Annotated in this window: 27 protein-coding genes; 22 read left to right on the top strand and 5 right to left on the bottom strand. The window is 69.8% G+C overall.

Going from position 1 to position 24,187, the window contains the following annotated elements; all coding sequences use genetic code 11:
- The first annotated feature begins 104 nt into the window (after positions 1 to 104).
- A complete protein-coding gene (locus JOD27_RS41970; protein WP_204767964.1) occupies positions 105 to 1,109 on the top strand; it encodes an Acg family FMN-binding oxidoreductase in 1,005 nt (334 codons plus the stop codon).
- A gap of 7 nt (positions 1,110 to 1,116) precedes the next feature.
- On the opposite strand, the gene JOD27_RS41965 is transcribed toward JOD27_RS41970, so the two are convergent.
- Positions 1,117 to 2,490: an MBL fold metallo-hydrolase RNA specificity domain-containing protein gene (locus tag JOD27_RS41965; protein ID WP_204767963.1), complete on the bottom strand. Its 1,374-nt coding sequence runs from the start codon at positions 2,488 to 2,490 to the stop codon at positions 1,117 to 1,119.
- A gap of 153 nt (positions 2,491 to 2,643) precedes the next feature.
- Here JOD27_RS41965 and JOD27_RS41960 point away from each other — a divergent pair, with 153 nt between their 5' ends.
- The 5 genes from JOD27_RS41960 (at position 2,644) to JOD27_RS41940 (ending at position 6,678) form a co-directional block, all read left to right on the top strand.
- Complete coding sequence (locus JOD27_RS41960; protein WP_204767962.1) at positions 2,644 to 3,336, top strand: universal stress protein; 693 nt, start codon at positions 2,644 to 2,646, stop codon at positions 3,334 to 3,336.
- Positions 3,284 to 3,877, top strand: a complete 594-nt coding sequence (locus tag JOD27_RS41955) for a hypothetical protein (RefSeq protein WP_204767961.1) — start codon at positions 3,284 to 3,286, stop codon at positions 3,875 to 3,877. Before JOD27_RS41960 ends, JOD27_RS41955 begins: the two co-directional genes overlap by 53 nt.
- 20 nt (positions 3,878 to 3,897) lie before the next feature.
- Entirely contained in the window at positions 3,898 to 4,764 is an 867-nt protein-coding gene (locus tag JOD27_RS41950) for an ABC transporter ATP-binding protein (RefSeq protein WP_204767960.1), read from the top strand.
- Positions 4,754 to 5,554 (top strand): ABC transporter permease subunit, encoded by an 801-nt coding sequence (locus JOD27_RS41945; RefSeq protein ID WP_204767959.1) that lies wholly within the window; start codon positions 4,754 to 4,756, stop codon positions 5,552 to 5,554. Before JOD27_RS41950 ends, JOD27_RS41945 begins: the two co-directional genes overlap by 11 nt.
- 71 nt (positions 5,555 to 5,625) lie before the next feature.
- A complete protein-coding gene (locus tag JOD27_RS41940) occupies positions 5,626 to 6,678 on the top strand; it encodes an AMIN-like domain-containing (lipo)protein (RefSeq protein ID WP_204767958.1) in 1,053 nt (350 codons plus the stop codon).
- Here the strand turns inward: JOD27_RS41940 and JOD27_RS41935 are convergent.
- The gene (locus tag JOD27_RS41935) at positions 6,668 to 9,235 is read right to left on the bottom strand and encodes a cation-translocating P-type ATPase (protein WP_204767957.1); all 2,568 of its coding nucleotides are present in this window, start codon (positions 9,233 to 9,235) and stop codon (positions 6,668 to 6,670) included. The genes JOD27_RS41940 and JOD27_RS41935 overlap by 11 nt on opposite strands.
- A gap of 107 nt (positions 9,236 to 9,342) precedes the next feature.
- Here JOD27_RS41935 and JOD27_RS41930 point away from each other — a divergent pair, with 107 nt between their 5' ends.
- From JOD27_RS41930 to JOD27_RS41885, 10 genes are all read left to right on the top strand, one after another.
- Positions 9,343 to 9,768 (top strand): hypothetical protein, encoded by a 426-nt coding sequence (locus JOD27_RS41930; protein ID WP_204767956.1) that lies wholly within the window; start codon positions 9,343 to 9,345, stop codon positions 9,766 to 9,768.
- 231 nt (positions 9,769 to 9,999) lie between these two features.
- A complete protein-coding gene (locus JOD27_RS41925; RefSeq protein ID WP_204767955.1) occupies positions 10,000 to 10,245 on the top strand; it encodes a HypC/HybG/HupF family hydrogenase formation chaperone in 246 nt (81 codons plus the stop codon).
- Complete coding sequence (gene hypD, locus JOD27_RS41920; RefSeq protein ID WP_204767954.1) at positions 10,242 to 11,339, top strand: hydrogenase formation protein HypD; 1,098 nt, start codon at positions 10,242 to 10,244, stop codon at positions 11,337 to 11,339. Before JOD27_RS41925 ends, hypD begins: the two co-directional genes overlap by 4 nt.
- A complete protein-coding gene (gene hypE / locus JOD27_RS41915) occupies positions 11,336 to 12,361 on the top strand; it encodes a hydrogenase expression/formation protein HypE (protein WP_204767953.1) in 1,026 nt (341 codons plus the stop codon). Before hypD ends, hypE begins: the two co-directional genes overlap by 4 nt.
- 131 nt (positions 12,362 to 12,492) lie before the next feature.
- On the top strand, positions 12,493 to 13,566 hold the full coding sequence (locus JOD27_RS41910; RefSeq protein ID WP_204767952.1) for a 4Fe-4S dicluster domain-containing protein: 1,074 nt from the start codon (positions 12,493 to 12,495) through the stop codon (positions 13,564 to 13,566).
- Complete coding sequence (locus JOD27_RS41905) at positions 13,563 to 14,024, top strand: Crp/Fnr family transcriptional regulator (RefSeq protein ID WP_204767951.1); 462 nt, start codon at positions 13,563 to 13,565, stop codon at positions 14,022 to 14,024. The genes JOD27_RS41910 and JOD27_RS41905 overlap by 4 nt, the downstream gene beginning before the upstream one ends.
- A complete protein-coding gene (locus JOD27_RS41900) occupies positions 14,021 to 14,806 on the top strand; it encodes an FAD/NAD(P)-binding protein (RefSeq protein ID WP_204767950.1) in 786 nt (261 codons plus the stop codon). Before JOD27_RS41905 ends, JOD27_RS41900 begins: the two co-directional genes overlap by 4 nt.
- Positions 14,806 to 15,543: an NADH-quinone oxidoreductase subunit B family protein gene (locus JOD27_RS41895; RefSeq protein ID WP_204767949.1), complete on the top strand. Its 738-nt coding sequence runs from the start codon at positions 14,806 to 14,808 to the stop codon at positions 15,541 to 15,543. The genes JOD27_RS41900 and JOD27_RS41895 overlap by 1 nt, the downstream gene beginning before the upstream one ends.
- Positions 15,540 to 16,835 carry a Ni/Fe hydrogenase subunit alpha gene (locus tag JOD27_RS41890; RefSeq protein WP_204767948.1) on the top strand — a complete coding sequence of 432 codons (1,296 nt, stop codon included), beginning with the start codon at positions 15,540 to 15,542 and terminating at the stop codon, positions 16,833 to 16,835. Before JOD27_RS41895 ends, JOD27_RS41890 begins: the two co-directional genes overlap by 4 nt.
- Entirely contained in the window at positions 16,832 to 17,257 is a 426-nt protein-coding gene (locus JOD27_RS41885) for a hydrogenase maturation protease (RefSeq protein WP_204767947.1), read from the top strand. The genes JOD27_RS41890 and JOD27_RS41885 overlap by 4 nt, the downstream gene beginning before the upstream one ends.
- A gap of 4 nt (positions 17,258 to 17,261) precedes the next feature.
- Here JOD27_RS41885 and JOD27_RS41880 read toward each other — a convergent pair whose 3' ends face one another.
- Entirely contained in the window at positions 17,262 to 17,564 is a 303-nt protein-coding gene (locus JOD27_RS41880) for an HPF/RaiA family ribosome-associated protein (RefSeq protein ID WP_204767946.1), read from the bottom strand.
- A 156-nt stretch (positions 17,565 to 17,720) separates the two neighbouring features.
- Here JOD27_RS41880 and JOD27_RS41875 point away from each other — a divergent pair, with 156 nt between their 5' ends.
- The 6 genes from JOD27_RS41875 to JOD27_RS41850 all read left to right on the top strand — a co-directional run bounded on the left by JOD27_RS41875 (position 17,721) and on the right by JOD27_RS41850 (position 22,125).
- Entirely contained in the window at positions 17,721 to 18,062 is a 342-nt protein-coding gene (locus tag JOD27_RS41875) for a spore germination protein GerW family protein (protein ID WP_204767945.1), read from the top strand.
- Positions 18,059 to 18,373 (top strand): hypothetical protein, encoded by a 315-nt coding sequence (locus JOD27_RS41870; RefSeq protein ID WP_204767944.1) that lies wholly within the window; start codon positions 18,059 to 18,061, stop codon positions 18,371 to 18,373. The genes JOD27_RS41875 and JOD27_RS41870 overlap by 4 nt, the downstream gene beginning before the upstream one ends.
- Before the next feature lie 164 nt (positions 18,374 to 18,537).
- Positions 18,538 to 18,978 carry a universal stress protein gene (locus JOD27_RS41865; protein ID WP_204767943.1) on the top strand — a complete coding sequence of 147 codons (441 nt, stop codon included), beginning with the start codon at positions 18,538 to 18,540 and terminating at the stop codon, positions 18,976 to 18,978.
- On the top strand, positions 18,935 to 19,858 hold the full coding sequence (locus JOD27_RS41860) for an ABC transporter ATP-binding protein (RefSeq protein ID WP_204767942.1): 924 nt from the start codon (positions 18,935 to 18,937) through the stop codon (positions 19,856 to 19,858). Before JOD27_RS41865 ends, JOD27_RS41860 begins: the two co-directional genes overlap by 44 nt.
- Positions 19,859 to 19,861: 3 nt before the next feature.
- The gene (locus JOD27_RS41855; RefSeq protein WP_204767941.1) at positions 19,862 to 21,031 is read left to right on the top strand and encodes an ABC transporter permease; all 1,170 of its coding nucleotides are present in this window, start codon (positions 19,862 to 19,864) and stop codon (positions 21,029 to 21,031) included.
- A complete protein-coding gene (locus tag JOD27_RS41850) occupies positions 21,028 to 22,125 on the top strand; it encodes an ABC transporter permease (protein WP_204767940.1) in 1,098 nt (365 codons plus the stop codon). Before JOD27_RS41855 ends, JOD27_RS41850 begins: the two co-directional genes overlap by 4 nt.
- Here the strand turns inward: JOD27_RS41850 and JOD27_RS41845 are convergent.
- Positions 22,082 to 23,392 (bottom strand): wax ester/triacylglycerol synthase family O-acyltransferase, encoded by a 1,311-nt coding sequence (locus JOD27_RS41845; RefSeq protein WP_204767939.1) that lies wholly within the window; start codon positions 23,390 to 23,392, stop codon positions 22,082 to 22,084. The two genes, JOD27_RS41850 and JOD27_RS41845, sit on opposite strands and share 44 nt — an antisense overlap.
- A 94-nt stretch (positions 23,393 to 23,486) precedes the next feature.
- Entirely contained in the window at positions 23,487 to 24,185 is a 699-nt protein-coding gene (locus JOD27_RS41840) for a CPBP family intramembrane glutamic endopeptidase (RefSeq protein WP_204767938.1), read from the bottom strand.
- Between the last annotated feature and the right edge of the window lie 2 nt (positions 24,186 to 24,187).

Here is a 24,187-nt window from a genome sequence, read left to right as displayed (position 1 = left end):
AGCAGTCCCTGCCAGGTGAGGACTTTCGGCAGTGGGGTCTACCCGGCGAGAAGGTGAGAGTTGCGCGAACCAGATTCAGCAGGCAATACAACGGGGTGACGGGGATGGCGGAGATGATCGGGGCGTTGGGACTGGCACCGGACCAGGTGGAGGCGGTGCTGAGGTCGGCGTCGCTCGCACCGTCCGTGCACAACACCCAGCCGTGGCGCTTCCGGGTGCTGCCCGACCGTATTGAACTGCACGCCGACCTCGACCGCAGGCTCCCGGCCACCGACCCGGAGGACCGCGAGTTGCGGCTGTCCTGCGGTGCCGCTCTGTTCAACCTGCGCGTCGCGCTGCAAGGTTTTGGAGTGCGCCCCTTGGTCACGATCCTGCCCGGCCAGGAGGCACCCGGCGCACTGGCCACCGTCCGCCGAGGTGGCGGGCTCAAGCCCGACGACGAGATGCTGGCCCTGCTCAAGGCCGTGCCGACCCGTCGCACCAACCGTCGGCCGTTCTTCGAGTCCGGTGTGGACGCCCGGCACCGGCATGCCTTGGTGCGGGCGGCGGAGCTGGAGCGGTCGTGGCTGCACATCGTCGGAACCCGCGAGGAAGTCGCCACGATGAAGGGGCTGGTGCGCCGGGCGCACCAGATCCAGCAGGAGAACGACGGGGTGCAGGCCGAGCTCGAAGCGTTCACCGGGCATCGGCCCGGCGCGACCGACGGCGTACCACGCGCGTCCGCCGGTGTCCGGCCCGAAGCGCAGGACGAGTGGGCGTTCCGCGACTTCCACCCCGGGCAGCAGCACCAACGCCTGTCCGGAAAGGACTACGAGTCCAACCCCCTGGTGGCGGTAGTGTGCTCGCACTACGACGGCCCGCTCGGCGAGCTCCAGGCGGGCCAGGCCATGCAACGCGTGCTGCTCACCGCGACCACGCTCGGGTTGTCCGCGTCGTTCATGTCCCAGCCGGTCGAGGTCTGGGCCGTGCGGGAGGAACTGCGCCGTGCGCTGGGCGGCATGCTCCTCCCTCAGACCGTGCTGCGCGTCGGGTTCAGCACCCCGGTCCCCGCGACACCGCGGCGACCGGTTGCCGAACTGCTGTTGGAGCCGACGACCTCGACGAACTGAGGACGGGTCACACGAGCACCCGCTCACCGTCTCTCGGCACCACGGCAGTCCACCCGTGTTCGGCCGCCAGGCGGTCCGCCAAGGTCGCCGCGCTCTCTGGTTCTCCGTGCACCACGTACGAGACGGCAGGCGCGGGTCCGCTGGTCGCCCACCCGAGCAGCTCGTCGGCGTCGGCATGTGCGCTGAACGCGTCGAGCACCTGGACCTCGGCCCTCACCGGCACGTACCGGCCGTGGATCTTGATCTCACGGGCGCCGTCGACGAGCGAGCGGGCTCGCGTACCCACCGCCGCGTAGCCGACGATGAGAACGGTGTGCCTGTTGTTGGGCAGCATGTGTTTCAGGTGGTGCAGCACCCGGCCGCCGGTGGCCATGCCGGACGCGGAGATGATGATCGACGGCTTCTTTGGGTCGTTGGCCTGCATCGACTGAGCCGACGTGTGCAGTTCGGCCAACTGGCCGGGGTCGAAGGCGTCCTCGCCGTTCATGAGCTCGGGCCGGATCTCCGGCCAGCTCTTCGCGATCGCCTGCCGGTAGACCCGCAATGACGCCAGTGCCATCGGGCTGTCCACGAACACCGGCAGATCCGGAATCCTCCCCGCGCGCACGAGTTTGGCGAGCTCGATCAGGATGACCTCGGTCCGGTCCACCGCGAACGCGGGAATCAGCACGCTGCCGCCGCGTGCGGCCGTCCGGCGGATGGTGTCCGCGAACAGCTCCGTCGCCGCGGCGTCGTCGTGCGGCCGGTCGCCGTAGGTCGACTCGATCAGCAACGCATCGCAAGCCGGCCTCGGCTGCGGTGGCAACAGGACCCGGTGTGCGGGCCGGCCCAGATCGCCGCTCACGACCACGCTCCGGTCGCCCAGCGTCAGGTGTGCCCAGGCCGAGCCGAGGATGTGGCCGGCGCGGCCGAATTCCAGGTCGACGCCGTCGGCGATCGAGCGCGCCGCCTCGAAGTCGATCAGCCGGAACAGTTTCGTGGCCCGCTCCGCATCGTCCGCGTCGTACAACGGCAAGGCCGGCTTGTGCTTGGACCAGCCCGACTCGTTGGCCTGCCGTGCTTCCTCCATCATCAAGTGCGCGCTGTCGGCCAGCACGATCGCCGCCAGATGGGCGGTGCCCTCGGTCGTGAACACCGGGCCGCGCCACCCGTGCCGCACCAGCACCGGCAGGTAGCCGCAGTGGTCGAGGTGGGCGTGGGTGAGCACGACGGCGTCCAGCCGGTCCTCCTCGAGCGGTGGCCGCTGCCAGTTGCGCCGCCGCAACGGCGCCAGGCCCTGGAACAACCCGCAGTCCACCAGCACCTGCGAACCACCGGTGTCGAACAGGAACTTGCTTCCGGTGACCGTGCCGGTCCCACCGAGGAACGTCAGCGTGCTCATCGTCGTGCCTCCTCGTGCCGAGGACAACACCGTGCTTCTTGACCGGCCCGCTCACACAGCGGCACGAGACCCGCTGGTGCGAGGACCTTCGTCCCGCGCAGGTGGGCACCCTTCGCACTGGGAACAACTTTCGCGTGGGGCGACCGTGAACGCATGGAACCTGTCGTGGTGATCGCAGACGGCTCCCCGTGGACCGAGGAAGCCGAGCAGTGGGCTGCAGCGCACGCGAAACTCGTCGGCGCCGAACTCGAGAAGCACCGGCCGGGAGACGACTTCCACGGTCAGCTCGTGGTGCTCGGCTACCAGAACCGCACCGGCTCGTCGCTCGGGATTGGCCGCCACGTGGTGCCGTTCGTGTGCGCTGCGGGTTGCGATGCGGTGGTCGTGCGAGGGACGACCGCCGCCCGGCGCGGGCTGCACGGGCGGGTCACGGCTCTCGTCAGCGGCGGACCGGACGACGCGGGCGTCCTCGCCAGGGCCGTGGTCTTCGCCATGAGCCACAGCGCGCTGCTCCGAGTGCTGCACGCCGCGCCGATGCCCGTCGTGCGCGAGGACCTCGACGAGGACCACGGCTGGGTCCTGGAACGCTCGACCGAGTTGCTCGCCGGCTACCCGCACACAGCAGTGCTCGTGCGACGTCAGCCACATGAGGCGATCAGCCGCTGCGCTGACTCCGACCTGATCGTCGTCGGTCCCGGCGAGACTCGCACGTGCGGCGCCGTGACCAGAGCCGCGCTCCACCACGCCCCCTGCCCCGTACTCGTGGTGCACCGATCCGTCCAGGAGGAACACCGTGGCGTCCCTTCCATTCCCACTCCTCGCCGACCAGTTCGCACCACGGTGTGAGTTCGGCCGTACCGACCACGTCGTGGTCGACGCCGACCCGGCCTCCACCTACCAGGCGGTGCACGACCTGGACCTGACCGACCTACACGGCTTCCTCGTCACCGCCGCGGTCCATCTGCGCGAGCTGCCGGAGCGTTGGCGCTCGCGACAGACTCCCCGGCAGCGCACGCGGTTGACCATCGAGGACCTCGACGCGGGCACCGACTGGGCGGTGCTCGGCGAGAGTCCGGGTCACGAGATCGTGTTCGGCGCGATCGGCAAGGTCTGGCAACCCGTCGCCAAGTGGGTGCCCGTCGAGGCGCGGGACTTCATGGACTTCAACGAGCCCGGTTACGCCAAGGTCGTCTGCTCCATCTCCACGCTCCCCTACGGCCAGCGCCGCACGCTCGTCACCGCCGAGATGCGTGTCGTGCTCACCGACCCGCGCGCGTGGCTGAGCTTCCGCCGCTACTGGCGGATCAGCACGCCGTTCATCGGTGTGATCAGCCGCGCGATCCTGCGCACTGTCAAACACTCCGCGGAAACCGGCGGTCTGCGATGAACGTCATCAGCACACGGCAATTGAGCAAGTCCTACGGCAAGACAGTCGCCTTGCGCGCCCTGAACCTCGAAGTGCTCCCCGGCGAGGTCTACGGGCTGCTCGGGCCGAACGGCGCGGGCAAGACCACCACGCTGCGCTTGCTGATCGACGTGATCAGGCCGACGCGCGGCAGCATCAGACTCTTCGGCTCGCCCATGTCGCCCCGCCTGCGCGGCCGGATCGGCTACCTGCCCGGTGACCTCGTGCTCTACGACCGGCTGACCGGCGCCGACTACCTGCGCTTCTGCGGGGCGTTGCGCGAGCATCCCGACCCCTCCGAGGCGGTGCGGCTGGCCAAGCGGCTCGACCTGGACCTCGACCGGCGCACGGCCGAGCTCTCCAAGGGCAACCGCCAGAAGCTGGGCATCGTGCAGGCGTTCGGGCACCGGCCGGAGCTCGTGATCCTCGACGAACCCGCGAGCGGCCTCGATCCATTGGCACAGCGGGAGTTCCACACCTACCTGCGCGAGTACGTCGATGGCGGCGGCACGGTGTTGTTCTCCTCGCACGTGCTGTCTGAGGTCGAGCAGGTGGCTGACCGAGTCGGAATCCTGCTTGCCGGCGGCCTCGTCGTCGAGGACACCGTCACGTCGCTGAAGGCCAACGCGATGCGGGAACTCACCTTCACGTTCGGAGAAGAGGTCGCGGCAGCGTCGTTCAGCGGCATTCCCGGTGTGCAGGCCGCGGTTCAGGTGAGCGGCACCGAGGTCCGCTGCCGGGTGAGCGGCTCGGTCGGCGAACTGGTGCGCACGGCGGCCCGGTTCCCCCTGCTCAACGTCACCAGCCACGAGCCCGACCTCGAGGACATCTTCGTCCACTACACCGAGGAGCACTCCGATGACGACTGATCTCATGACGAAGTCGTTGCGGGACAACCGGGGCAGCACCATCGGCTGGGGCATCGTGCTCGTGGCGAGCGTGTTGCTGCAGCTCGCCGTGTACCCGGCCGTGCGGGGTGCCGCCGTGGAGTTCGAGAAGCTGCTCGAGTCGTACCCGGATGCGTTCAAGGCGCTGTTCAACGTCCAGCAGTCGCTCGCCAGCGGCGTCGGCTACCTGCAGGGCGAGGTGTTCGGGTTTCTCGCGCCGCTGGTGCTGCTCGGTGTCGCCATCGGTCAAGCCGCCAGGGCCACCGCGGGCGAGGAGAAGGCGCACACGATGGATCTGTTGCTGGCCAACCCGATCTCCCGCACCCGCCTGCTGCTGGACAAGGCGCTCGCGGTGCTCGTCTCCCTCGCACTCGTCACGGTGTCCTTCGGGGTCGTGCTCGTGATGGGCAGCAGTGTCGCCGGCCTCGGGGTGCCGTGGCTGGACCTGGTCTTCGCGGTCAAGGCGAGTGCGGTGGTGGCGCTTCCGTTCGGCGCATTGGCATTGCTCATCGGCGCACTCACCGGCCAGCCGGGCCTGGCCGTCGCGATCCCGGTCGGGCTCGGCCTGCTGACCTACCTGCTCGACGCGCTTTCCCCGCTGTCAGAGGGATTGCGACCGTGGCGGGTGCTCTCGCCGTTCCATCACGCCGCGGTGAACGATGCGCTGACCGGTCACCCGAACTGGCTCGGGCTGGCCGGGCTGGTCGTGGTCACCGCGATCCTCGTGGTGGGTGCGGCACAGGCGTTCGAGCATCGCGACATCAGAGTCTGATGTGATCAAGGCTGACGTTGGGGACGATTGGCCCCTATCTCCAGCATCCTGCGCGGGATCACTGTGTAGCGATGAGCAGAATCCGCGCAGTTCTCGCGCTGATCACCTGCGTGGTCGCGGTCAGTGGCGCAACGACGCCCGCGGCAACCGCGCAGCAGACTTCGACGCTGGTGGCCGTCCGGGCCTCACATCACCCCGACTACGACCGGGTCGTGTTCGAGTTCACGGGACCTGTTCCCGCACAGCGGAACGCCGACTACGTACCCGAGCTGATCGGTGATCCGTCCGGCCTGCCGGTGCCGGTGGCCGGGGACGCGATCCTGCAGGTCCGGATGGCATCCGGGAGAGGCCACGACGACAACGGCGACGTCACCTACGGACCGCCCCGCCGCACCTACGCCCTGCCCAACGTCATCCAGGTGGTCGACTCGGGGGACTTCGAAGGCGTGCTGAGCTTCGGCATCGGCCTCGCCCAGCGCACCGGCGTCACGGTGTTCACCCTGACCAACCCGAGCCGGGTCGTCATCGACATCGCCACACCGTTCCGCACTGTCCCGGTGAGCGTCCACTTCCTGGACCTGGATCCGTTCGAGCACGGTGCCGAGCCCTACACCCGAGCCGTGTCGCGGCAGGTGATCCCACCGGCCACCGCCCGCGGCGCACTGCAGCGGCTGTACGCGGGCCCTGCCCAGGAGGAGATCGCGCAACGGCTCAGGTTCGTCAGCTCAGACGCCACCGGATTCACCGATCTGTCCATTGTGGATGGAATCGCGCGGGTACGGCTCACCGGCGGCTGCTCCAGCCACGGCGCGACGTTCACCGTCGCCGGCGAGGTCTTCCCGACGCTCAAGCAGTTCAGCTCGGTGCGCTGGGTGAAGATCTACGACCCGCAGGCCACACCGCAGAACCCGACGGCCAGAGCGACTCGATCCCGGAGTGCCTCGAGCCGTAGCGGAGGTCATTCCAGACGTCCGCTCACCGGCTTGTCCTCCTCGTCCGCCCCGGCCTGCGCGGGGATCTCACCGAAGCCGCGCCAGGTGACGTCGAGCTCCTCGGCGAGCGCATCGAAGATCGGTGTACTCGTCATGTCAGCCACCATGTGGCATGCCGTCGTCACGGCGTAAGGGGCCGTTCTGGCCGTGTGCGGTGCAATTTACGAGCGAGAAACGCCTTTGCGACACCATCGGCCACCACGACGGCCGGAACCGCCGCCAACGCCAGCCCCCAGCCGAGCGCGGAGGGCGCCGATCCGCCGAGCAGGCGGGGCAATGGGGGCACGAACAGAAACGCCGCGAGCACGGCCAGCTCGAACGCCACCGCCCACACCAGCAACCTGTTGCCCCGCAGCCCGACGCTCCACACCGGCCGGGTCGCGCTGCGGCACGCGTAGGCGTTCGCGAGCTGGCCGAGCACGATCGCGGCGAACGCGGTACCGGACGCGGTAGCGAGCAACGCCGCGCCAGGCGCCTCGCCGAGGTGCCAGCCACCGGCGAACAGCACAACGAGGAACGCCAGCATCGACATCGCAGCCTCGGCGGGACCGAGCACGAGGAAGACTCGCCGCACCAAGCCACCGTCGATGAGCGCCCCGGTGCGCAGACGTCCGTGCATGGTGCGCTTGTTCGGCGGCTCGGCACCCAATGCCAGCGCGGGCAGCAGATCCGTGCCGATGTCGAGGGCGAGCACTTGGAGGACGGTGATCGCGAGCGGGATCGAGCCGCCGGACAACGCCCACACCACGAACGGCGTGAGCTCGGCGACGTTGTCGGTGAGGTGGTAGGTGAGGAAGCGGCGGATGTTGGTGAACGTCGCGCGACCCAGCTCGACCGCGGCGACGATGGTGCCGAAGTGGTCGTCGAGCAGCACGAGGTCGGCGGCCTCGCGGGCGACGTCGGTGCCGGACGCGCCCATGGCGACGCCGATGTCGGCGGCACGCAGTGCAGGTCCGTCGTTGACGCCGTCGCCCGTCATCGCGACGACGTGTCCCTTGTGCTGCAACGCCGTCGCGATCCGCAGCTTGTCCTCCGGAGTGACGCGGGCGACCACGACGCCGTCCCGGTCCAGCACCGTGCCCAGCTCGTCCTGGTCGGCCGGCAGCTCCCTGCCCTCCAGCACCAGGCCGTCCGGCCCCAGCAGGCCGACCTGCTCGGCGATGGCTCGTGCGGTCGCCGGGTGGTCGCCGGTGATCATCGCGATGCGGATACCCGCCGACTGGCAGGACGCGATGGCGTCTGCCACGTCGTCACGGGGCGGGTCCTGCAGGCCGACCAGGCCGAGCAGCTCGAGGTCCCGTTCGGCTTCCTGCCAGGTCTGCCCGTCGCCCGGCCTGCGGGCCACCGCCAGCACCCGCAGCCCACGCCGAGCCAGCCCAGCCAGCGCCTCATCGGCACCCGGCACGGTCCCGCACAGCGGCAGCACCGAGTCCGGCGCGCCGGTCACGTGCACGCCCTCGGAGTCCACAACGGACGATCGCCGGCGCCTCGGGTCGAACGGGAACCGCACGGCGTCTTCTGAAGGGCCGTCCACCCCCAGACGTGCGGCGAGGACGTGCAGCGCGACCTCCATCGGGTCGCCGACGGGGAGCCACCTGTTGTCGTGATGGCGTGCGTGGGCAGTGGGTGAACACCGCTTGGCGGTCGATGCCAGCGCGCGCACGTGTTCGACCGCCTCGCTGGGACCGCTGACCGTGCCGGTCGGCTCGTAACCGGTGCCGCGCACGGTGATCTCGCCCCGTGGCGTCCACACCTGCACGACCGACATCTCGTTGCGGGTCAACGTGCCGGTCTTGTCGGTGCAGATGAACGTCGTGGCGCCCAACGTCTCCACAGCGTCGAGCCTGCGCACCAACGCCTTCTTGGCGGCCATGCTCTGCGCCGCGCGGGCCAGCGACAACGTGACGGTCGGCAGCAGTCCTTCCGGCACGAGCGCGACCGTGACCCCGATCGCGAACAGAAACCCTTCTGCGACAGGAAGTCCCAGCAGCACCGCGACGCCGAAGAAGACGGCACCCACCGCGACCGCCATCACCGAGACGACCACCACGACCTTGTGCAGCTGCGCCGCGAGTGGGCTGCGCGGTGGCTTGGCCTCCTGGGTCAGCGCGGCGATGCCCGCGAGCTTCGTGTGCGTGCCCGTCGCCGTCACGAGCACCGATGCCTCGCCTTCCGCGACGTACGTACCCGCGTAGACGTGTCGACCCGCTTCAGGTCTCGTCGGAACGCTTTCACCGGTCAGCATCGACTCGTCGACGGCGAGCCCGGCCGCGGTGAGCACCTCCCCGTCGGCGCAGACCCGTGCACCAGCCTCCAGCACCAGCTCGTCACCGACGACCAGCTCGGCAGCGTCGACCTGCCGGAGGTGGCCGTCCCTGCGCACCGTCGCCCGCACCGGCATCAGATCGCGCAACCGCTGTGCTGCGCGATCGGCCCGATATTCCTGCGCGAACGCGAAAGCACCGTTCAGCACGACCACGACGACGATGGCCACCGCCAGCGCGGGCATTCCCGCGATCAGCGCCAGCACCGCGGCCACCCACAACATCAGCGCGAAGAAGTGCACCAGCTGCTCCACCAGCAGCAGCAACGGATGCCTCCGTCGGGCGACCGGCAGCGCGTTCGGCCCGTCGTCGTGCAGTCGCCTCGCCGCCTCGGCCGAGGAAAGACCTGTTGTCGCGACAGTCATGACTGCATCTCAGCGGGGCCGGAACAGGACACCCAGGGCGGGACGTCCCGCCGGGTCAGGGACGATGTTCCCTGTGCCGGTATCCGTCCCGCCTCGACCCTGAGGACATGGACACCGACAGCTACATCGCCTTCCTCGTCGTCAGCGCGCTGCTGGTGGTGATCGACGCTGTGATCATCACACTCAGCGGCCGCAAATACCTCTGCGACGACGACCACCCCGGCAGGAGTCTTGCCGCCAGCTGGCTCACGACCACGCTGTTCTCGCTGATCGTGCTGGGGCTCGTCGCGCTGATCTCCACGATCGACCTGCCTGTGGACGGCTCGTTGCAGAAGCTCGTGACCAAGCTCGGGATCGTGCTGCTCCTGCTGGCCGCAGCCCACGCGGTCACCATGGCGGTCCTGACGCGCTACCGGGCGGAGGAACGCCAGGAGGACCTCGCCGTGGAACTGGCGGAGCAGAGCCGGGGATACCCGAAGAAGCCCGAGGTGTCGCCTTCGATCGAGCGCGACGAACCGTACTCGACGGTGTAGGCGTGATGATCACCCGGATGCTCAGCGCGGTCGCAGCGGGGTGGCTGACCGTGGTGCTGTACGTCGGCATGTCCACCGGGCCGGCACTTGCCGGCGACGGGAACCCGGCTCCCCACGCGACGGTGACGCTCAGCCTGCCGCAGAGCGCGTCCACTGAACCCACACCCGGCAGGCAATCAGCTACGGACAGGCCGCCGTGGCAGCGGCCGTTCTGGCGGGAGGGGACAGCTGATGTGCCTGGGGATTCCGGGACGGATCGTGACGCTGGACGACGCCGAGCCGCGCTCGGGGACCGTCGACTTCGACGGCCTGCGCCGGCCGGTCTGTCTCGCCTACACACCGGAGGCGGAGGTCGGCGACTACGTGATCGTGCACGTCGGCTTCGCGATCACCCTGGTCGACGAGGACGAAGCGGCCAAGACGCTCGCCGTGCTGCGCGCGATGCCCGACGCGATCGAAACGGAGCTGGGGACGTGAAGTACCTGCAGGAGTACCGCGATCCCGTGCTGGCCCGGCGCCTCCTGGCCGAGCTGCGGGCAACGGCCACGACACCGTGGACGATCATGGAGGTCTGCGGCGGTCAAACTCACACGATCGTGCGGCAGGGCATCGACGAGTTGCTGCTCGCCGGCATCCGGATGATCCACGGCCCCGGCTGCCCGGTGTGCGTGACACCGCTGGAGACCATCGACAAGGCACTTGCGATCGCCGCCAGGCCGGACGTGATCTTCACCAGTTACGGCGACATGCTGCGCGTGCCCGGTACGTCCGGTGATCTGCTCTCCCTCAAGGCCCGCGGCGCGGACGTACGCGTCGTCTACACACCGCTCGACGCCGTTCGCATCGCCCAGGAGAACCCCGGCCGCGAGGTCGTGTTCCTCGCGGTCGGCTTTGAGACGACCGCTCCCGCCAACGCGATGACAGTGCTGCATGCCGCGTCGACCGGCGTGACCAACTTCAGCGTGCTCGTGAGCCATGTGCTGGTGCCTCCCGCGATCACGGCGCTGATGGACGAACCGGACACGCAGGTGCAGGCGTTCCTCGCAGCCGGGCACGTGTGCGCTGTCATGGGTTGGACGGAGTACGAGCCGATCGCCGAGAAGTACGGCGTGCCGGTCGTGGTGACCGGGTTCGAACCGCTCGACCTGCTCGAGGGCATCCTCATGGCGGTGCGGCAGCTCGAACAGGGCCGCGCGGAGGTCGAGAACCAGTACGCCCGCGCGGTCCGCCGGTCCGGCAACACCGCCGCCCGGGACGCCATGCGGCGGGTGTTCCAGGTGACCGACCGGACCTGGCGCGGGATCGGCCCGATCAAGGCAAGCGGCCTGGCGCTCAGCCCCGAGTTCGCCCGCTACGACGCCGAAACCCGGTTCGCCGTCGGAGACCTCGTGACCCGCGAGTCCCCGGACTGCATCGCGGGCGACATCCTGCGCGGCACCCGCGTGCCGACCGACTGCGCCGCCTACGGACGCACCTGCACCCCCAGAACGCCGCTGGGCGCACCGATGGTGTCCAGCGAGGGCACCTGCGCGGCGTTCTTCAACGCCGGCCGAACCCTGGAGCACCGATGACACTCTCCTGCCCCGTCCCCCGCGTGGAAACCGAACGCGTGCTGCTCGGGCACGGCTCCGGCGGCCAGCTCATGGCCGAGCTGCTCACCGAGGTCATCACCCCCGAGCTCGGCCTCACCGGACCGCTGGAGGACGCCGCACTGATCGGCCTCGACCAGGTCTTCAGCACCGACAGCTACGTCGTCACGCCGCGGTTCTTCCCCGGTGGCGACATCGGCTCGCTCGCCGTGCACGGCACCGTGAACGACCTCGCGATGCGCGGTGCACGGCCGATCGCGCTCAGCCTCGCGTACATCATCGAGGAGGGCCTGCCGATCTCGGAACTGCGCGAGATCACGCATTCAGCCGCGGCCGCCGCCCGTGCCGTGGGTGTTCCGATCGTCACCGGTGACACCAAGGTGGTGGGTCGCGGTGCTGCCGACGGCCTCTACATCACGACGACCGGCGTGGGTGTGCGGCTGCGCGACGCCTGGCCGTCCGCGGTGAGCGCCATGCGGGGCGATCTCGTCCTCGTGTCGGGACCGATCGGCCAGCACGGCATCTCCATCCTGAGCGCCCGCGAAGGACTCGGTTTCGAGGCCGAAGTCTTCTCAGACAGCCGGCCATTGCACGAGCTCGTGGCCGCGATGATCGCGGCAGGCGGCGCGGACGTGCACGCGCTGCGCGATCCCACGCGTGGCGGTCTCGCCGGGTCGCTGAACGAGATCGCGGCGGCGTCCGAGGTGTGCGTGGAGATCGTCGAGGCGGACGTGCCGGTACCGGCTCCCGTTGCCGCGGCGTGCGACCTGCTCGGGCTGGACCCGCTGCACGTGGCCAACGAGGGATGCCTGGTCGCCTTCGTGGCACCCGCGTCGGTCGACGCCGTGGTGGCGGCGATGCGAGCCCTGCCAGAAGGGGCCGGGACCACGATCATCGGCGAGGTGACCCACGGGGTGCCCGGCCGCGTGCTGGCCCACACGCTGGTCGGGTCGTCGCGCGTCGTCGACGTGCTGGTCGGCGAGCAGTTGCCGCGGATCTGCTGACGGCCGGGGCGTCTGCGGCAGCGGCGTCCCGGCTGAGCCAGGACCGAGGCGCCCCGCCGGAGGGGTCCTTGGTCACTGGGGCCGGACCTGCCGGGCCGTGACGATGGGAGACGACTCAGGAGGTGGCGGAGATGAACGTCGTGCTCGACCTCGACGGCCTCGACGCACTCGTCCGCGTGCTGCGCAGGGACGGCCGCGTTGTCGTCGGTCCTGTCCTGCGGGACGACGCCATCACGTTGGCCGAGCTGAGCTCCGCCGCCGGCCTGCCGAGCGGGTGGGGCGTCGAGACCGGTCCCGGCCACTATCGGGTGCGCCGACGGGCGGACGCCGCAGTCTTCGGGCATTCTGCCGGTCCCCAGTCGTGGAAGAGGTTCCTGCACCCACCTCGCCGAAGGCTGCTCTCCAGCGACAGCAGCGGATTGCACCCGGCCGAGGACGACGCGCCGAACTACGCGTTCCTCGGCGTGCGGCCCTGCGATCTCGCCGCGATCGCCAAACTGCGCCAGATCGTCGGAGGCAGAGCTCCTTTCGTGGTCGCCGCCCAGTGCACCGAGCCCGGCGAGCTGTGCTTCTGCGCCTCGATGGGCTGCGGGCCTGCCGCGGGAGCAGGCTACGACATCGCGCTGACGGAACGCATCGATTCCGACGGTCACCGGTTCCTCGCCACTTCCGGCACCGACGAAGGTGCCGAGGTCCTCGCTCGCGTGCCCGCCCGGCCGGCGTCACCGAACGACCTCGCACTCGCCGATCAGGACGTCGAGGCAGCCACGCGACGCATGGGCCGGGCGATGCCCGAACTGGACCTGCGCGACGTCCTCACCGCCAACCGGGACTCCGCGCACTGGGAGACCGTCGCCGAACGGTGCCTCACCTGTGGCAACTGCACGATGGTCTGCCCCACCTGCTTCTGCGTCTCCGTCGAGGACACCACCGACCTCGACGGGAACGCGGAACGGTCGCAGCGCTGGGCATCCTGCTTCGAGATCGACTTCTCCTACCTCCACGGCGGCGCGGTGCGCACGTCCGGTGCCGCGCGGTACCGCCAGTGGATGACCCACAAGCTCGGCACGTGGCACGACCAGTTCGGCACGTCCGGCTGTGTCGGTTGTGGACGGTGCATCGCCTGGTGCCCGGCCGGGATCGACATCACCGAGGAAGCAGCAGCCCTGGCCACCATGATGGAACTCGGCGGTGAGCGACCATGACCATTCCCATGACCGACCTCGACGCGCTCCCCCTGCTCACGCGTCTGTCGCACACCCAGCGCGCGGCGATCGCGGGTGTCAGCCGGATCGAGACCTACGAGCCGGGCACGCGGCTGTTCGAGGAGGGCGGGCTCGCCGACCAGTGCTGGGTGGTCCTGAGCGGGTGTGTCATGATCGACACGGTGGTGCCCCCGCGCGGCCGGATCACGCTGCAGAGCATCGGCCCCGGCGAGCTCCTCGGCTGGTCGTGGCTCGTGCCGCCGTACCGGTGGCACTTCGGGGCCACCGTCGTGTCGCCGACACGGGCCGCGGTCGTGGACACCGGAGCGTTGCGCGTGCTCGCCGACGAGGACCCGGCGCTGGGTTACCAACTCTCCCTGATCCTGATCGACGCGCTGCTGAACCGCCTGCAGGCCACCAGGATCCGGCTGCTCGACCTCTACCGGAACCCTTCATGACGACCTGGGTGCCGACGCCGTACGAGGTCGTGACGCGGACCGTGGAGACACATGACTCGGTGACCCTGACGCTGCGGCCGGTCGCCGAGTCGTTGCCCGCGTTCCGCCCCGGCCAGTTCGCCATGCTCTACGCGCACGGCGTCGGCGAGGTGCCCATATCGATCAGCGCGATCCCCGGTGACGGCACGCTCGTGCACACGATCCGCGCCGTCGGTGCGGTGAGCCGGACGTTGCACGACGCCGGACCCGGCACGGTGATCGGGGTGCGCGGCCCGTTCGGCACGGCGTGGCGGCTCGACGACGCCGAGGACCTGCTCGTGGTCGCGGGCGGCATCGGGCTCGCGCCGCTGCGTCCCGTGCTCGGCCACCCGGCCAAGCGAACCGTGCTCATCGCGGGTGCCAGGAGCCGGCAGGACCTGTTGTACCAGGACGAGATCGCTCAACTGTCCGATGTGGACGTCGTGCTCACCGTCGACCACGGCGACCACGACTGGCACGGCCGCGTCGGCTTCGTCACCGAACCGCTCGCGTCGATCCCGCTCGACCCGGACCGTACCACCGCGCTGTTGTGCGGACCGGAGCCGATGATGCGGTTCTGCGCCAGGACGTTGCTCGGCCGGGGCCTGCCCGCCGAACGGATCCAGGTCTCGCTGGAACGCAATATGCAATGCGGTGTCGGATTGTGCGGGCACTGTCAGCTCGGTCCGCTGTTGCTGTGCCGCGACGGTCCGGTCACCGGCTACCCGATGGCCGAACCGCTGCTGCTGGCGAAGGAGTTGTGATGCCCACGATCGCGGTGTGGAAGTTCACCTCGTGCGACGGCTGCCAGCTCACCCTGCTGGACTGCGAGGACGAGCTGTTGCCGTTGACCGAGCACGTCCACATCGCGCACTTCCTCGAGGCCACGAGCGTCAGCGAACCCGGCCCGTACGACATCTCGATCGTCGAGGGATCCGTGACCACACCGGACGAGACCGAGCGGATCCGCTGGATCAGGGAGCAGTCGGATGTGCTGGTCGTCGTCGGCGCGTGCGCGACCTCGGGCGGCATCCAGGCGTTGCGGAACTTCGCCGACGTCGACGAGTTTCGCTCGATCGTCTACGCCCGCCCTGAGCACATCGCGACACTGGGCACCTCGACGGCCATCTCCGCCCACGTCAGCGTGGATCACGAACTGCGCGGCTGCCCCATCGACAAGGGACAGCTGCTGGAGTTGCTCACCGCGTTGCTGGCCGGGCGGAAACCCGATCTCCCCGACACGAGCGTCTGCACGGACTGCAAGCGCCGCGGCCTCACCTGCGTGCTGGTCGCGCACGGCACCCCGTGCCTCGGGCCGGTCACACACGCCGGCTGCGGAGCGCTGTGCCCGGCGGTCAACCGCGGCTGCTACGGCTGCTTCGGCCCGATGAACCGGCCCAACGTGCCCGCGCTCGTGCCGTTGCTGCGGCGCAGCGGCATGGGCGACGACGAGCTGCACCTGGTGTTCCGCACCTTCAACGCCGACGCGGAGTGGACATGACCCATCGCGCGAACCGCACGCTGCAGGTCGCCGGCCTGGCCAGGGTCGAAGGCGAGGGCGCGCTGCACGTGCGCACCGTCGGCGGCGAGGTCGACCGCGTCGAGCTGAACATCTACGAACCGCCTCGGTTCTTCGAGGCGTTCCTGCGCGGCAGGAACTTCCGCGAACCACCCGACATCACCGCACGCATCTGCGGCATCTGCCCTGTCGCGTACCAGATGAGCGCCTGCCAGGCGATCGAGGACGCGTGCGGGGTGGAGGTCGGCGGACAGCTGCGGGCGCTACGCCGGCTGCTGTACTGCGGCGAGTGGATCTCCAGCCACACCCTGCACATCTACCTGCTGCACGCACCGGACTTCCTCGGTTTCGCCGACGGCATCGCGATGGCCGGCGCGCACCGAGCGATCGTCGAACGCGGGCTGGCGCTGAAGAAGGCGGGCAACCAGATCATGGATGTGATCGGTGGGCGCGCGATCCACCCGGTCAACGTCCGCGTCGGCGGGTTCTACCGCGTGCCGACACCCGACGAGCTGCGACCGCTCGCCAAGACGTTGCACCAGGCGCTGTACGACGCGCTGGGCACCCTCGAGTGGGTCGCCGGGTTCGACTTTCCGGACCTCGAGGTGCCGCACGACCTGCTGGCGTTGCGCGACGACGAGGGCTACCCGCTCGACCGCGGCGCGCCGCACACCAGCACCGGCCTCACCTTCCCCGTGGCCGACTTCAGCAACCACGTGGTGGAGCACCAAGTACCGCACTCGACGGCACTGCACGCGCGGCTGGACGACCGCACGTTCCTGGTCGGCCCGCTCGCCCGGTACAGCCTCAACTCCGACCGGCTCTCCCCCGTCGCGCGGGAAGCGGCCGCGGCGGTGGGGCTCGGTCCGGTGTGCCGCAACCCGTTCCGCAGCATCGTCGTGCGCGCCGTCGAGGTCGTGTACGCGGTCGAGGAGGCGTTGCGGATCATCGACTCGTACGAACGCCCGGACTCGCCCTGGGTCGAGGTGGACCCTCGTGCCGGGGTCGGCCACGGCATCACCGAAGCGCCGCGCGGCCTGCTCTACCACCGGTACGGGCTCGACGCGGCAGGCCGGATCCTCAGCGCCGACATCGTGCCGCCCACGTCCCAGAACCAGTCGGCGATCGAGGCGGACGTGGCCCAGGTGGTCCGATCCCACCAGCACCTCGACGACCACGCACTGCAGTCGTTGTGCGAACGGACGATCCGCAACTACGACCCGTGCATCTCCTGCTCGGCGCACTTCCTGGACTTCACCAGGGAGAGCACATGAGCGCGGTGGTGATCGGGGTCGGCAACGAGTTCCGCCGCGACGACGGTGTGGGCCCGGCCGTAGCCCGTGCGCTCGCCGCTTCCGGCGTGCGCGCCGAGATCAGCGACGGCGACCCGGTGCGGCTGATGGAGGCGTGGGAGGGTACCGACGTCGTCGTGATCGTCGACGCCGTCCGGTGCACGCCGTCGGTCGCCGGCCGGTGGCACCGCACCACGTTGCCGCACACCATCCCTGCCGCCAGCTCGCACGGCTTCGGCGTGCCGGAAGCCGTGGAGCTGGCCGAGGCGCTCGACCGCAGGCCCGAACGGCTCGTGATCTACGCCGTCGAGGTCACCGACGTCGGCTTCGGCACCGGACTGAGTCCCGCGGTCGCCGCAGCCGTCACTCCTCTAGTCACCGCCGTGCGCGCGGAACTGTCCTGATGAATCAGTTGTGCATCTTGAGCAGCAGGGTTCGCAGGTGGTCGTGGACGATGTCCACGGCCTCGGTGAACGTCGGTGCTTCCGCCTTCGCGACGACGGGCGTGCCGTTGACGTCCAGGTTCACGTGAACGGCGACCATGCGTGCGCCGGCGAGGGTGAGCCGGACGTGAGCGAACCCGGTCGGCTCGGGTGCGTAGCGGGCCAGCGGAGCGACCTTGTCGTACGCGTACTGCCTCGCGCTTGCGGCGATCCGGTCGTCGAGCTCGATCGCGACGTTGCCGATCTCCGTCGCGCCTGCGTGCTTCATCTTGAACCTCCATCGAACTGATACCCGCACTTTCACCCGTGGAGCGCATCGGTCGACAGGTCCGAAAGAGCCGGGTGCGGTGGGACCTGAGGCCCTGTCCCGCCACCGCGAGCCGGTCCGACGCTGGGAGGAGGAACACGAACTCCAGGAGCGGTGATGAAAATCGACGAATTGATCGCGAACACCAAAGACTCCCTCGAGGCGAGGAAGGTGTACGCCGAGCCCTACGAGAAGGACGGGATCACCGTGATCGCCGCAGCCACCCTCGCCGGCGGGTCGGGCGGTGGCACGGGGCGGGACGAGAAGGGCCAGGAGGGCGAGGGCGGCGGCTTCGGCCTCAACGCGAAGCCCACCGGGGCGTTCGTCATCAGCGACGGCAAGGTCCGCTGGGAGCCGGCGATCGATGTGAACAAGCTGGTCGCCACCGCGGGTGCGGTCTCCATCGCCGCGCTCTTCGTGGCGCTGCGCATCGTCAAGCTGAAGGCACGGCCGCGATGAAGGCGAAGCTGTGGCTGCTTCTCGTGGCGGTGGCCCTGGTCGTCACGGCATGTGCCGCCGGACCGAACGTGGTGTCCCACGTGGACGGTGAGCAGCTCGCCGGGTTCTGGAAGGGCCTGTGGCACGGGCTGATCTACCCGGTCACGTTCATCATCTCGCTGTTCACCGACGACGTGAACATCTACGAGGTGCGCAACAACGGGAACTGGTACGACTTCGGGTTCGTTGCCGGGATCGGACTCCTGCACATGATCTTCGGCGGGCACCGGCACGTCTCGAAACGGCGCCGCGAGGCATCCGCGACATCGTGAGCAGGTGGCGGGACGCAGATGTCACCGTCGAACACCAGCACATCGGCGTCCGTCCATCCTCTGTGGACGATTCCTTCGCAGGCGATGCCGGGGACGAAAGACCCTGCGCGGCACCTGGGCCACACGGGCACGCTGAGTGGCACACCCCACCCGAGGAGCTGCTCATGAACCCGCCCTCCCGCATCGTCGTTGGCGTCGACGGATCCCCCGCCGCGAAGGCCGCACTCGCCTGGTCCGTGCAGGAAGCCAGGCGCACCAACGCGTCCGTGCTGGCGTTGTCCGTCTGCCAACTGAGCCAGTCGTCCGGCGTGCACCGCCACGAGCTCGCCGCCGCGGTCGACGCTCTCGGCACGACAGCCGACGGCGTCCGGATCGACCAGGACGTGCCTTACGGACAGCCCGGCCCCACGCTCGTCGCGCTTTCGGCGGACGCCGATCTGCTCGTGGTCGGCGACCACGGCTACCACAAGGCCGGCGTGCTGGTGATGAGTTCCGTCACGACCTATTGCCTCCGAAACGCCCGCTGCCCAGTGGTCGCCGTCCCGCTGGAAGGAGCTCGCCATGACGGTCCTCTCATGCTCCGGCCTGAAGCGCCGGTTCGATGACGTCCTGGCAGTGGACGACGTTTCGTTCACGATCGCCGAAGGCGAGACCTACGGCCTGCTTGGTCCCAACGGCGCGGGCAAGACGACCACGATCTCGATGATCACCGGCGTGCTCGAACGCGACGCGGGTGAGGTGTTCGTCGACGGAGTCGCGATGTCGACGCACACCATCGCCGCCAAGCGCCTGGTCGGGTACGTGCCGCAGGAGCTCGCGCTCTACCCGGACCTCACCGGCCGGGAGAACCTGCGGTTCTTCGCGAATCTCTACGGCGCGGGCCGCAGACGGGTGGAATTCGTCCTCGACGTGGTCGGGTTGACCGAACGCGCAGACGACCTGGCCCGTGAGTACTCCGGAGGCATGAAGCGGCGGCTCAACGTCGCCATCGGGCTGCTGCACGAACCGCGGCTGCTCGTGCTCGACGAACCCACCGCCGGCGTGGATCCGCAGAGCCGCAACCAGATCCTCGAGAACGTCCGCGCCCTTGCCGCCCAAGGCATGGCCATTCTCTACACGACGCACTACATGGAGGAAGCCGAGCGGTTGTGCGACCGGGTCGGCGTCATCGACTCCGGCCGCCTGATCGCCGAGGGGACGCGCCGCGAGCTGGTCGAGCGGCTCGGTGAACGCGACCGGATCTCGCTGCAGCTGGACGGCGATCTCACGCACGCCGCATCCCTGCTCGGCGCGATCAGGGACGTGCGCGGTGTGGCGCCACACGGGCACGGGCTCGAGCTCGTGGTCGACGACGCGCGGGAATGCCTGCCCGCGGTGCTGTCGGCGATCTCCACCAACGGTGTCGTGGTGCGGTCGGTCGAGGTGACCGAACCGAACCTGGAGACCGTGTTCCTGCACCTGACCGGCAAAGCGCTGAGGGAGTGAACCGTGCGCCACGCACTGCTGATCGCCGCACGCGACCTGCGCGAACGCGCGCGTGACCGCACCGCGTACGTACTCGCGATCGTCCTTCCTCTCGGACTCGCCGTCGTCTTCAGCCTGATCCTCGGCGACATCAGCGGTGACAGCCGGCTCTTCACCTACGCCGTCGCGGACGCCGACCGAGGTGTGATCGCCCGTACGTTCACCGACGACGTGTTGCGCAAGGCGGCGGCCTCGGGGGCGATCGAGCTGCGCACCGTCTCGTCCGAGCACGAGGCCAGGCGGCTGGTGGACGACGGCACGGCGACCGCCGCGTTCCTGCTGCCCGCCGGGCTCACCGAGGACGTGCGAGCAGGCCGCGCCGCGCGGATCGAGGTCGTCGGCGACGTCGACGCGCCCACCGGCACCGACGTCGCACGGTCGCTGGCCCAGGCCTACACCGACCGGCTCGACGCTGTCCGCACCGCCGTGACCGCAACCGTCCACTCCGGAGTGACGACCGCGCCGGACCAGCTCGCTGCCGCGGCGGCAGCCGCGCTGCCCCAGGCCGCGGTCGCCGAGGACACGACCGGCCGCAGACAGCTCGACGCGAAGACCCAGTACGCGGCGGGCATGGCGGTGTTCTTCCTCTTCTTCGCGGTGCAGCCGGGCGTGACCGGCCTGCTCGACGAACGCCGCAACGGCACGCTCGCGCGGCTGTTCGCCGCGCCCGTGCGCCGCTCGTCGATCCTCGCGGGCAAGCTGCTGACCAGCGTGGTCGTCGGCGTCGTGAGCATGGCGGTCCTCGTGGTGGCCAGCTCGCTCCTGATGGGCGCCCATTGGGGAAATCCCGTCGGCGTGGTCGCGCTGGTCGTGTCCGGAGTGCTGGCCGCGACCGGAGCGATGGCGGTGGTCGCGGCCGTCGCGAAGACCTCGGAGCAGGCGGGTGGCTGGCAGGCGATCGTCGCGATCGTGCTCGGCGCGCTGGGCGGTTCGTTCTTCCCGGTGTCGCAGGCGGGTGGCCTGCTGGAGCAGCTCAGCCTGATGGCACCGCACAGGTGGTTCATGCGCGGGCTGGCGGACCTCGCGGGAGGCGGCGTGCCGGCGGTGCTGCCGGCGGTCGCGGCCATGGCCCTGTTCGCGGCCGTGACGGGCGCTGCCGCTCTCCTGCTGTTCCGGAAGGTGGTGCGACCGTGAAGGTCCTGTCGATCGGCTGGGTCAACGTGCGACGCGTGGTGCGCGACCGCACCGGCCTGTTCTTCCTCGTGGCGCTGCCGCTGATGCTGGTGTTCATCCTCGGTGCGGCATTCGGTGGCGCGACGACACCGGTGGTCGGGGTGGTGGGCGACGCCGGCGCGCTGAGCGCCGACGACGCGGTGCGGGTGCGGAACTTCCCGGACGAGCCGGCCTTGCGGTCGGCCGTCGAGCACGGCGAGGTCAGCGCCGGACTCGTGCGAACCGACGACAACGCTCCTCGGCTCCTCGTGCGCGCCGACCGCACGGGTCAGCAGCTGCGGATGCTCGTGACCACGTCGTTGACCCGTGAGGCGAACCGGATCGCGGCGGGCGAGTTCGTCGCGGCGCAGACCGGGCTGGACCGCGACACCGCTCTGTCCCTTGTGGACTCCGCAGGGGTGGAACCGGTCGAGGTGCGAGTGAGCACCACCGGCGAGGCGCTGTTCCCGGCGGGCTACTCCGGGTTCGACCTCGGTGCGGCGAACCAGCTCATCGTCTTCACCTTCCTCAACTCGCTCACCACGGCCGCCTTCCTCGTCGAGACGCGCTCGCTCGGCGTCACCCGGCGCATGCTCGCCACGCCGACGCGAGCCCGGACCGTCGTGGCCGGGGAGGCGCTGGGCCGGGTCTCCATCGCACTGTTGCAGGGTCTCATCGTGCTCGTCGGCTCGGCGTTGCTGTTCGGGGTGCGCTGGGGTGATCCGCTGGGCGCGGCATCGTTGCTGTGCGCCTTCGCGCTGGTCTCCGGTGGCGCAGGGCTGCTGCTCGGGTCCATCTGCCGGACTCAGCAGCAGACCACCGGGGCCGGTATCCTGCTCGGGCTCAGCCTCGCCGCGTTCGGCGGGTGCATGGTGCCGCTCGAGTTCTTCAGCCCGCTGCTGCGGAAAGTGGCGTTCGCGACCCCGCACGGCTGGGCCAACGACGGGTTCGCCGCGCTCACCAGGCGCGGCGGAGATCTGCTCACCGTCGCACCACACCTGGCCGTGCTGCTGGGATTCGCGGCCGTGCTGTTCAGCCTTGGTGCATGGACGCTACGTCGCGCCGTGACGCGGTGAGCAGCTCGATGATCGCCTTCCCCAGCGCCTCGGCCAGCACGTCGACATCGGCGGTGCTGTCGCGGTCGGCGGTGATGCCGATCGCCAGCCGGTCGGTGTAGGACAGCACCGCGATTCCGGTTCTGATCCGGATGGCGATCGGGACGTAAGGCAGGATCTCGACGATCCGGCGACCCAGCACTCGCAACGGCTTGCGCGGGCCCGGCACGTTCGTGGTCACCGTCACGATGCTGCGCTGCGGCATCATGGCTCCCAGCCGCACGCTCCACGCGAGCGGCGCGAAGGGCTCGTACCTCGCGAGTTGCGCCAGGGCATTCCCGGACTCGGCCTGATGTCCCCGTTTGGCGTCGGTGAAACGCTTGTGCACCAGCGACAGCGCCTCCACGGCGGTGCCTGCGTCAACCGGCAGGAACGCGAGCCTCAGACTGAGCTGGTTGTCCAGCCGCCGATCGCCGCGGACGGACACCGGCACCATGGTCCGGATGCTGTAGGGAGACGGCCGTTCGCCGCGCTCCACCAGAAGTGCGCGGTACGCCTGGGTGATCGCGGCCAGCACGACGTCGTTCACCGTGACATCGAAGGCATGGGCGATCTCCTTCACCTCGGGCAGCAAGGCCCGCACCGCCCGGTAGAGCCGGGGTGAGCCGATGTGCCCGTAGAGCGAAGTCGCGCGTACCGGCAGCAACGACCACATGAGCGAAAGCACGCCACCCACCAGATCCAGGGGTGCACGCACGACGTTGCCCAGCAACGAAAGCAGGCTCGCGGCTGGGGCGTCCTCCGCGTGTTCCGGTGGGGGCGCGTCGCCGTACATGACGTCGTACAGCATCGTGCCGCTCACACCGTCCGCCATGCAGTGGTGCACCTTGGCCAGGATGGCCCACCTCCCGTCGCCAAGGCCTTCCACGACCCAGTACTCCCACAGCGGCCGGTCCCGGTCCAGACGCTGCCCCATGATCCGTGCGACCAACGCGCACAGCTCCGCGTCGCCACCCGGTGCGGGCAAAGCCGTGCGTCGCACGTGATAGGTCAGGTCGAACGACGGATCGTCCTGCCACGCCGGCGTGCTCAGGTCCAACGGAGCGCGTACGAGCTTCTGCCGGGCACGGGGCAACACCGGCAGCTTCGAGCGCATCAGCGCGAGGAACTCGTCGTGGCTCGGCACAGGGCCCTCGACGACCGCCACTGAGGCGATCGCCAGTGAAGCGTGCGGGTCAGCGTCCTCCACTTCGAGGAACGCGGCGTCCAACGGGCTGAGCTGGTCCATTCGTCCAGTGCAGCACCATGGGATTCTGCCGCCCACAGTCCTGCGTCCCGCTGCCCGCGAGCCCTTCGACCCTGCCCGCTCAGGCGTGTCGCGATCACGCTGAGGACAGGACGTACCAGGCGACGAGCACACCGCCGGAGTTCGTCGCGAGATGCACCAGCGCCGGGGCGAGCACGCCACGACCGGTGTGCCGCCACCACAGCAGCACCACCCCGGCGATCGCGGCGGCCAGCATCGCGACCGACGACACGACGACCAGCGACGCACCACCGAACACCGCGCTCACGGCGGCATTGCGCGTCAAGGCGAGTGAGGGAAGCACGTGCCACAGCCCGAAGAGCGCCGACGCCCCGAGCACCGGCCCCCAGCGCCAGCGGTCGCCACCGCCGAGCAGCGCGGGCAGCACGCCGCGGAACGCGATCTCCTCCAGCAGCACGGTGCCCAGCGGGATGCGGATCAACGCCACCCACAGCATGGAGCTCACCGCCAGGTCGGGCATCCGGCCGTCGTGGAAGAACGACCTCAGCTCGGGGACGACGAGAGCGATTCCGAACCCGAGCGCGATCACACCGAGACCCACCAGGCCGAAAAGACCAGCTCGGCGCAGGTGTGCGCGGTCGAGCCCGATGGCGGCTGCGCGCAGGCCGGACCAGCGCGCCAGCCCGACCAACGTGGCCGCGGTGACGAGACCGCACAACGGATACGCCCAGCCGGGCAGCACGCGGTTCGCCAGCGTGGTGGCCAGGACGAGCAACAGGACAGCGGCGACGAGAGCCGCGACACGACGACTCATGA

The sequence above is a fragment of the Lentzea nigeriaca genome, assembly GCF_016907955.1.
In the GTDB taxonomy this organism is placed as follows: Bacteria; Actinomycetota; Actinomycetes; order Mycobacteriales; family Pseudonocardiaceae; genus Lentzea; species Lentzea nigeriaca.
This window is presented reverse-complemented; position numbering and strand designations above follow the sequence as displayed.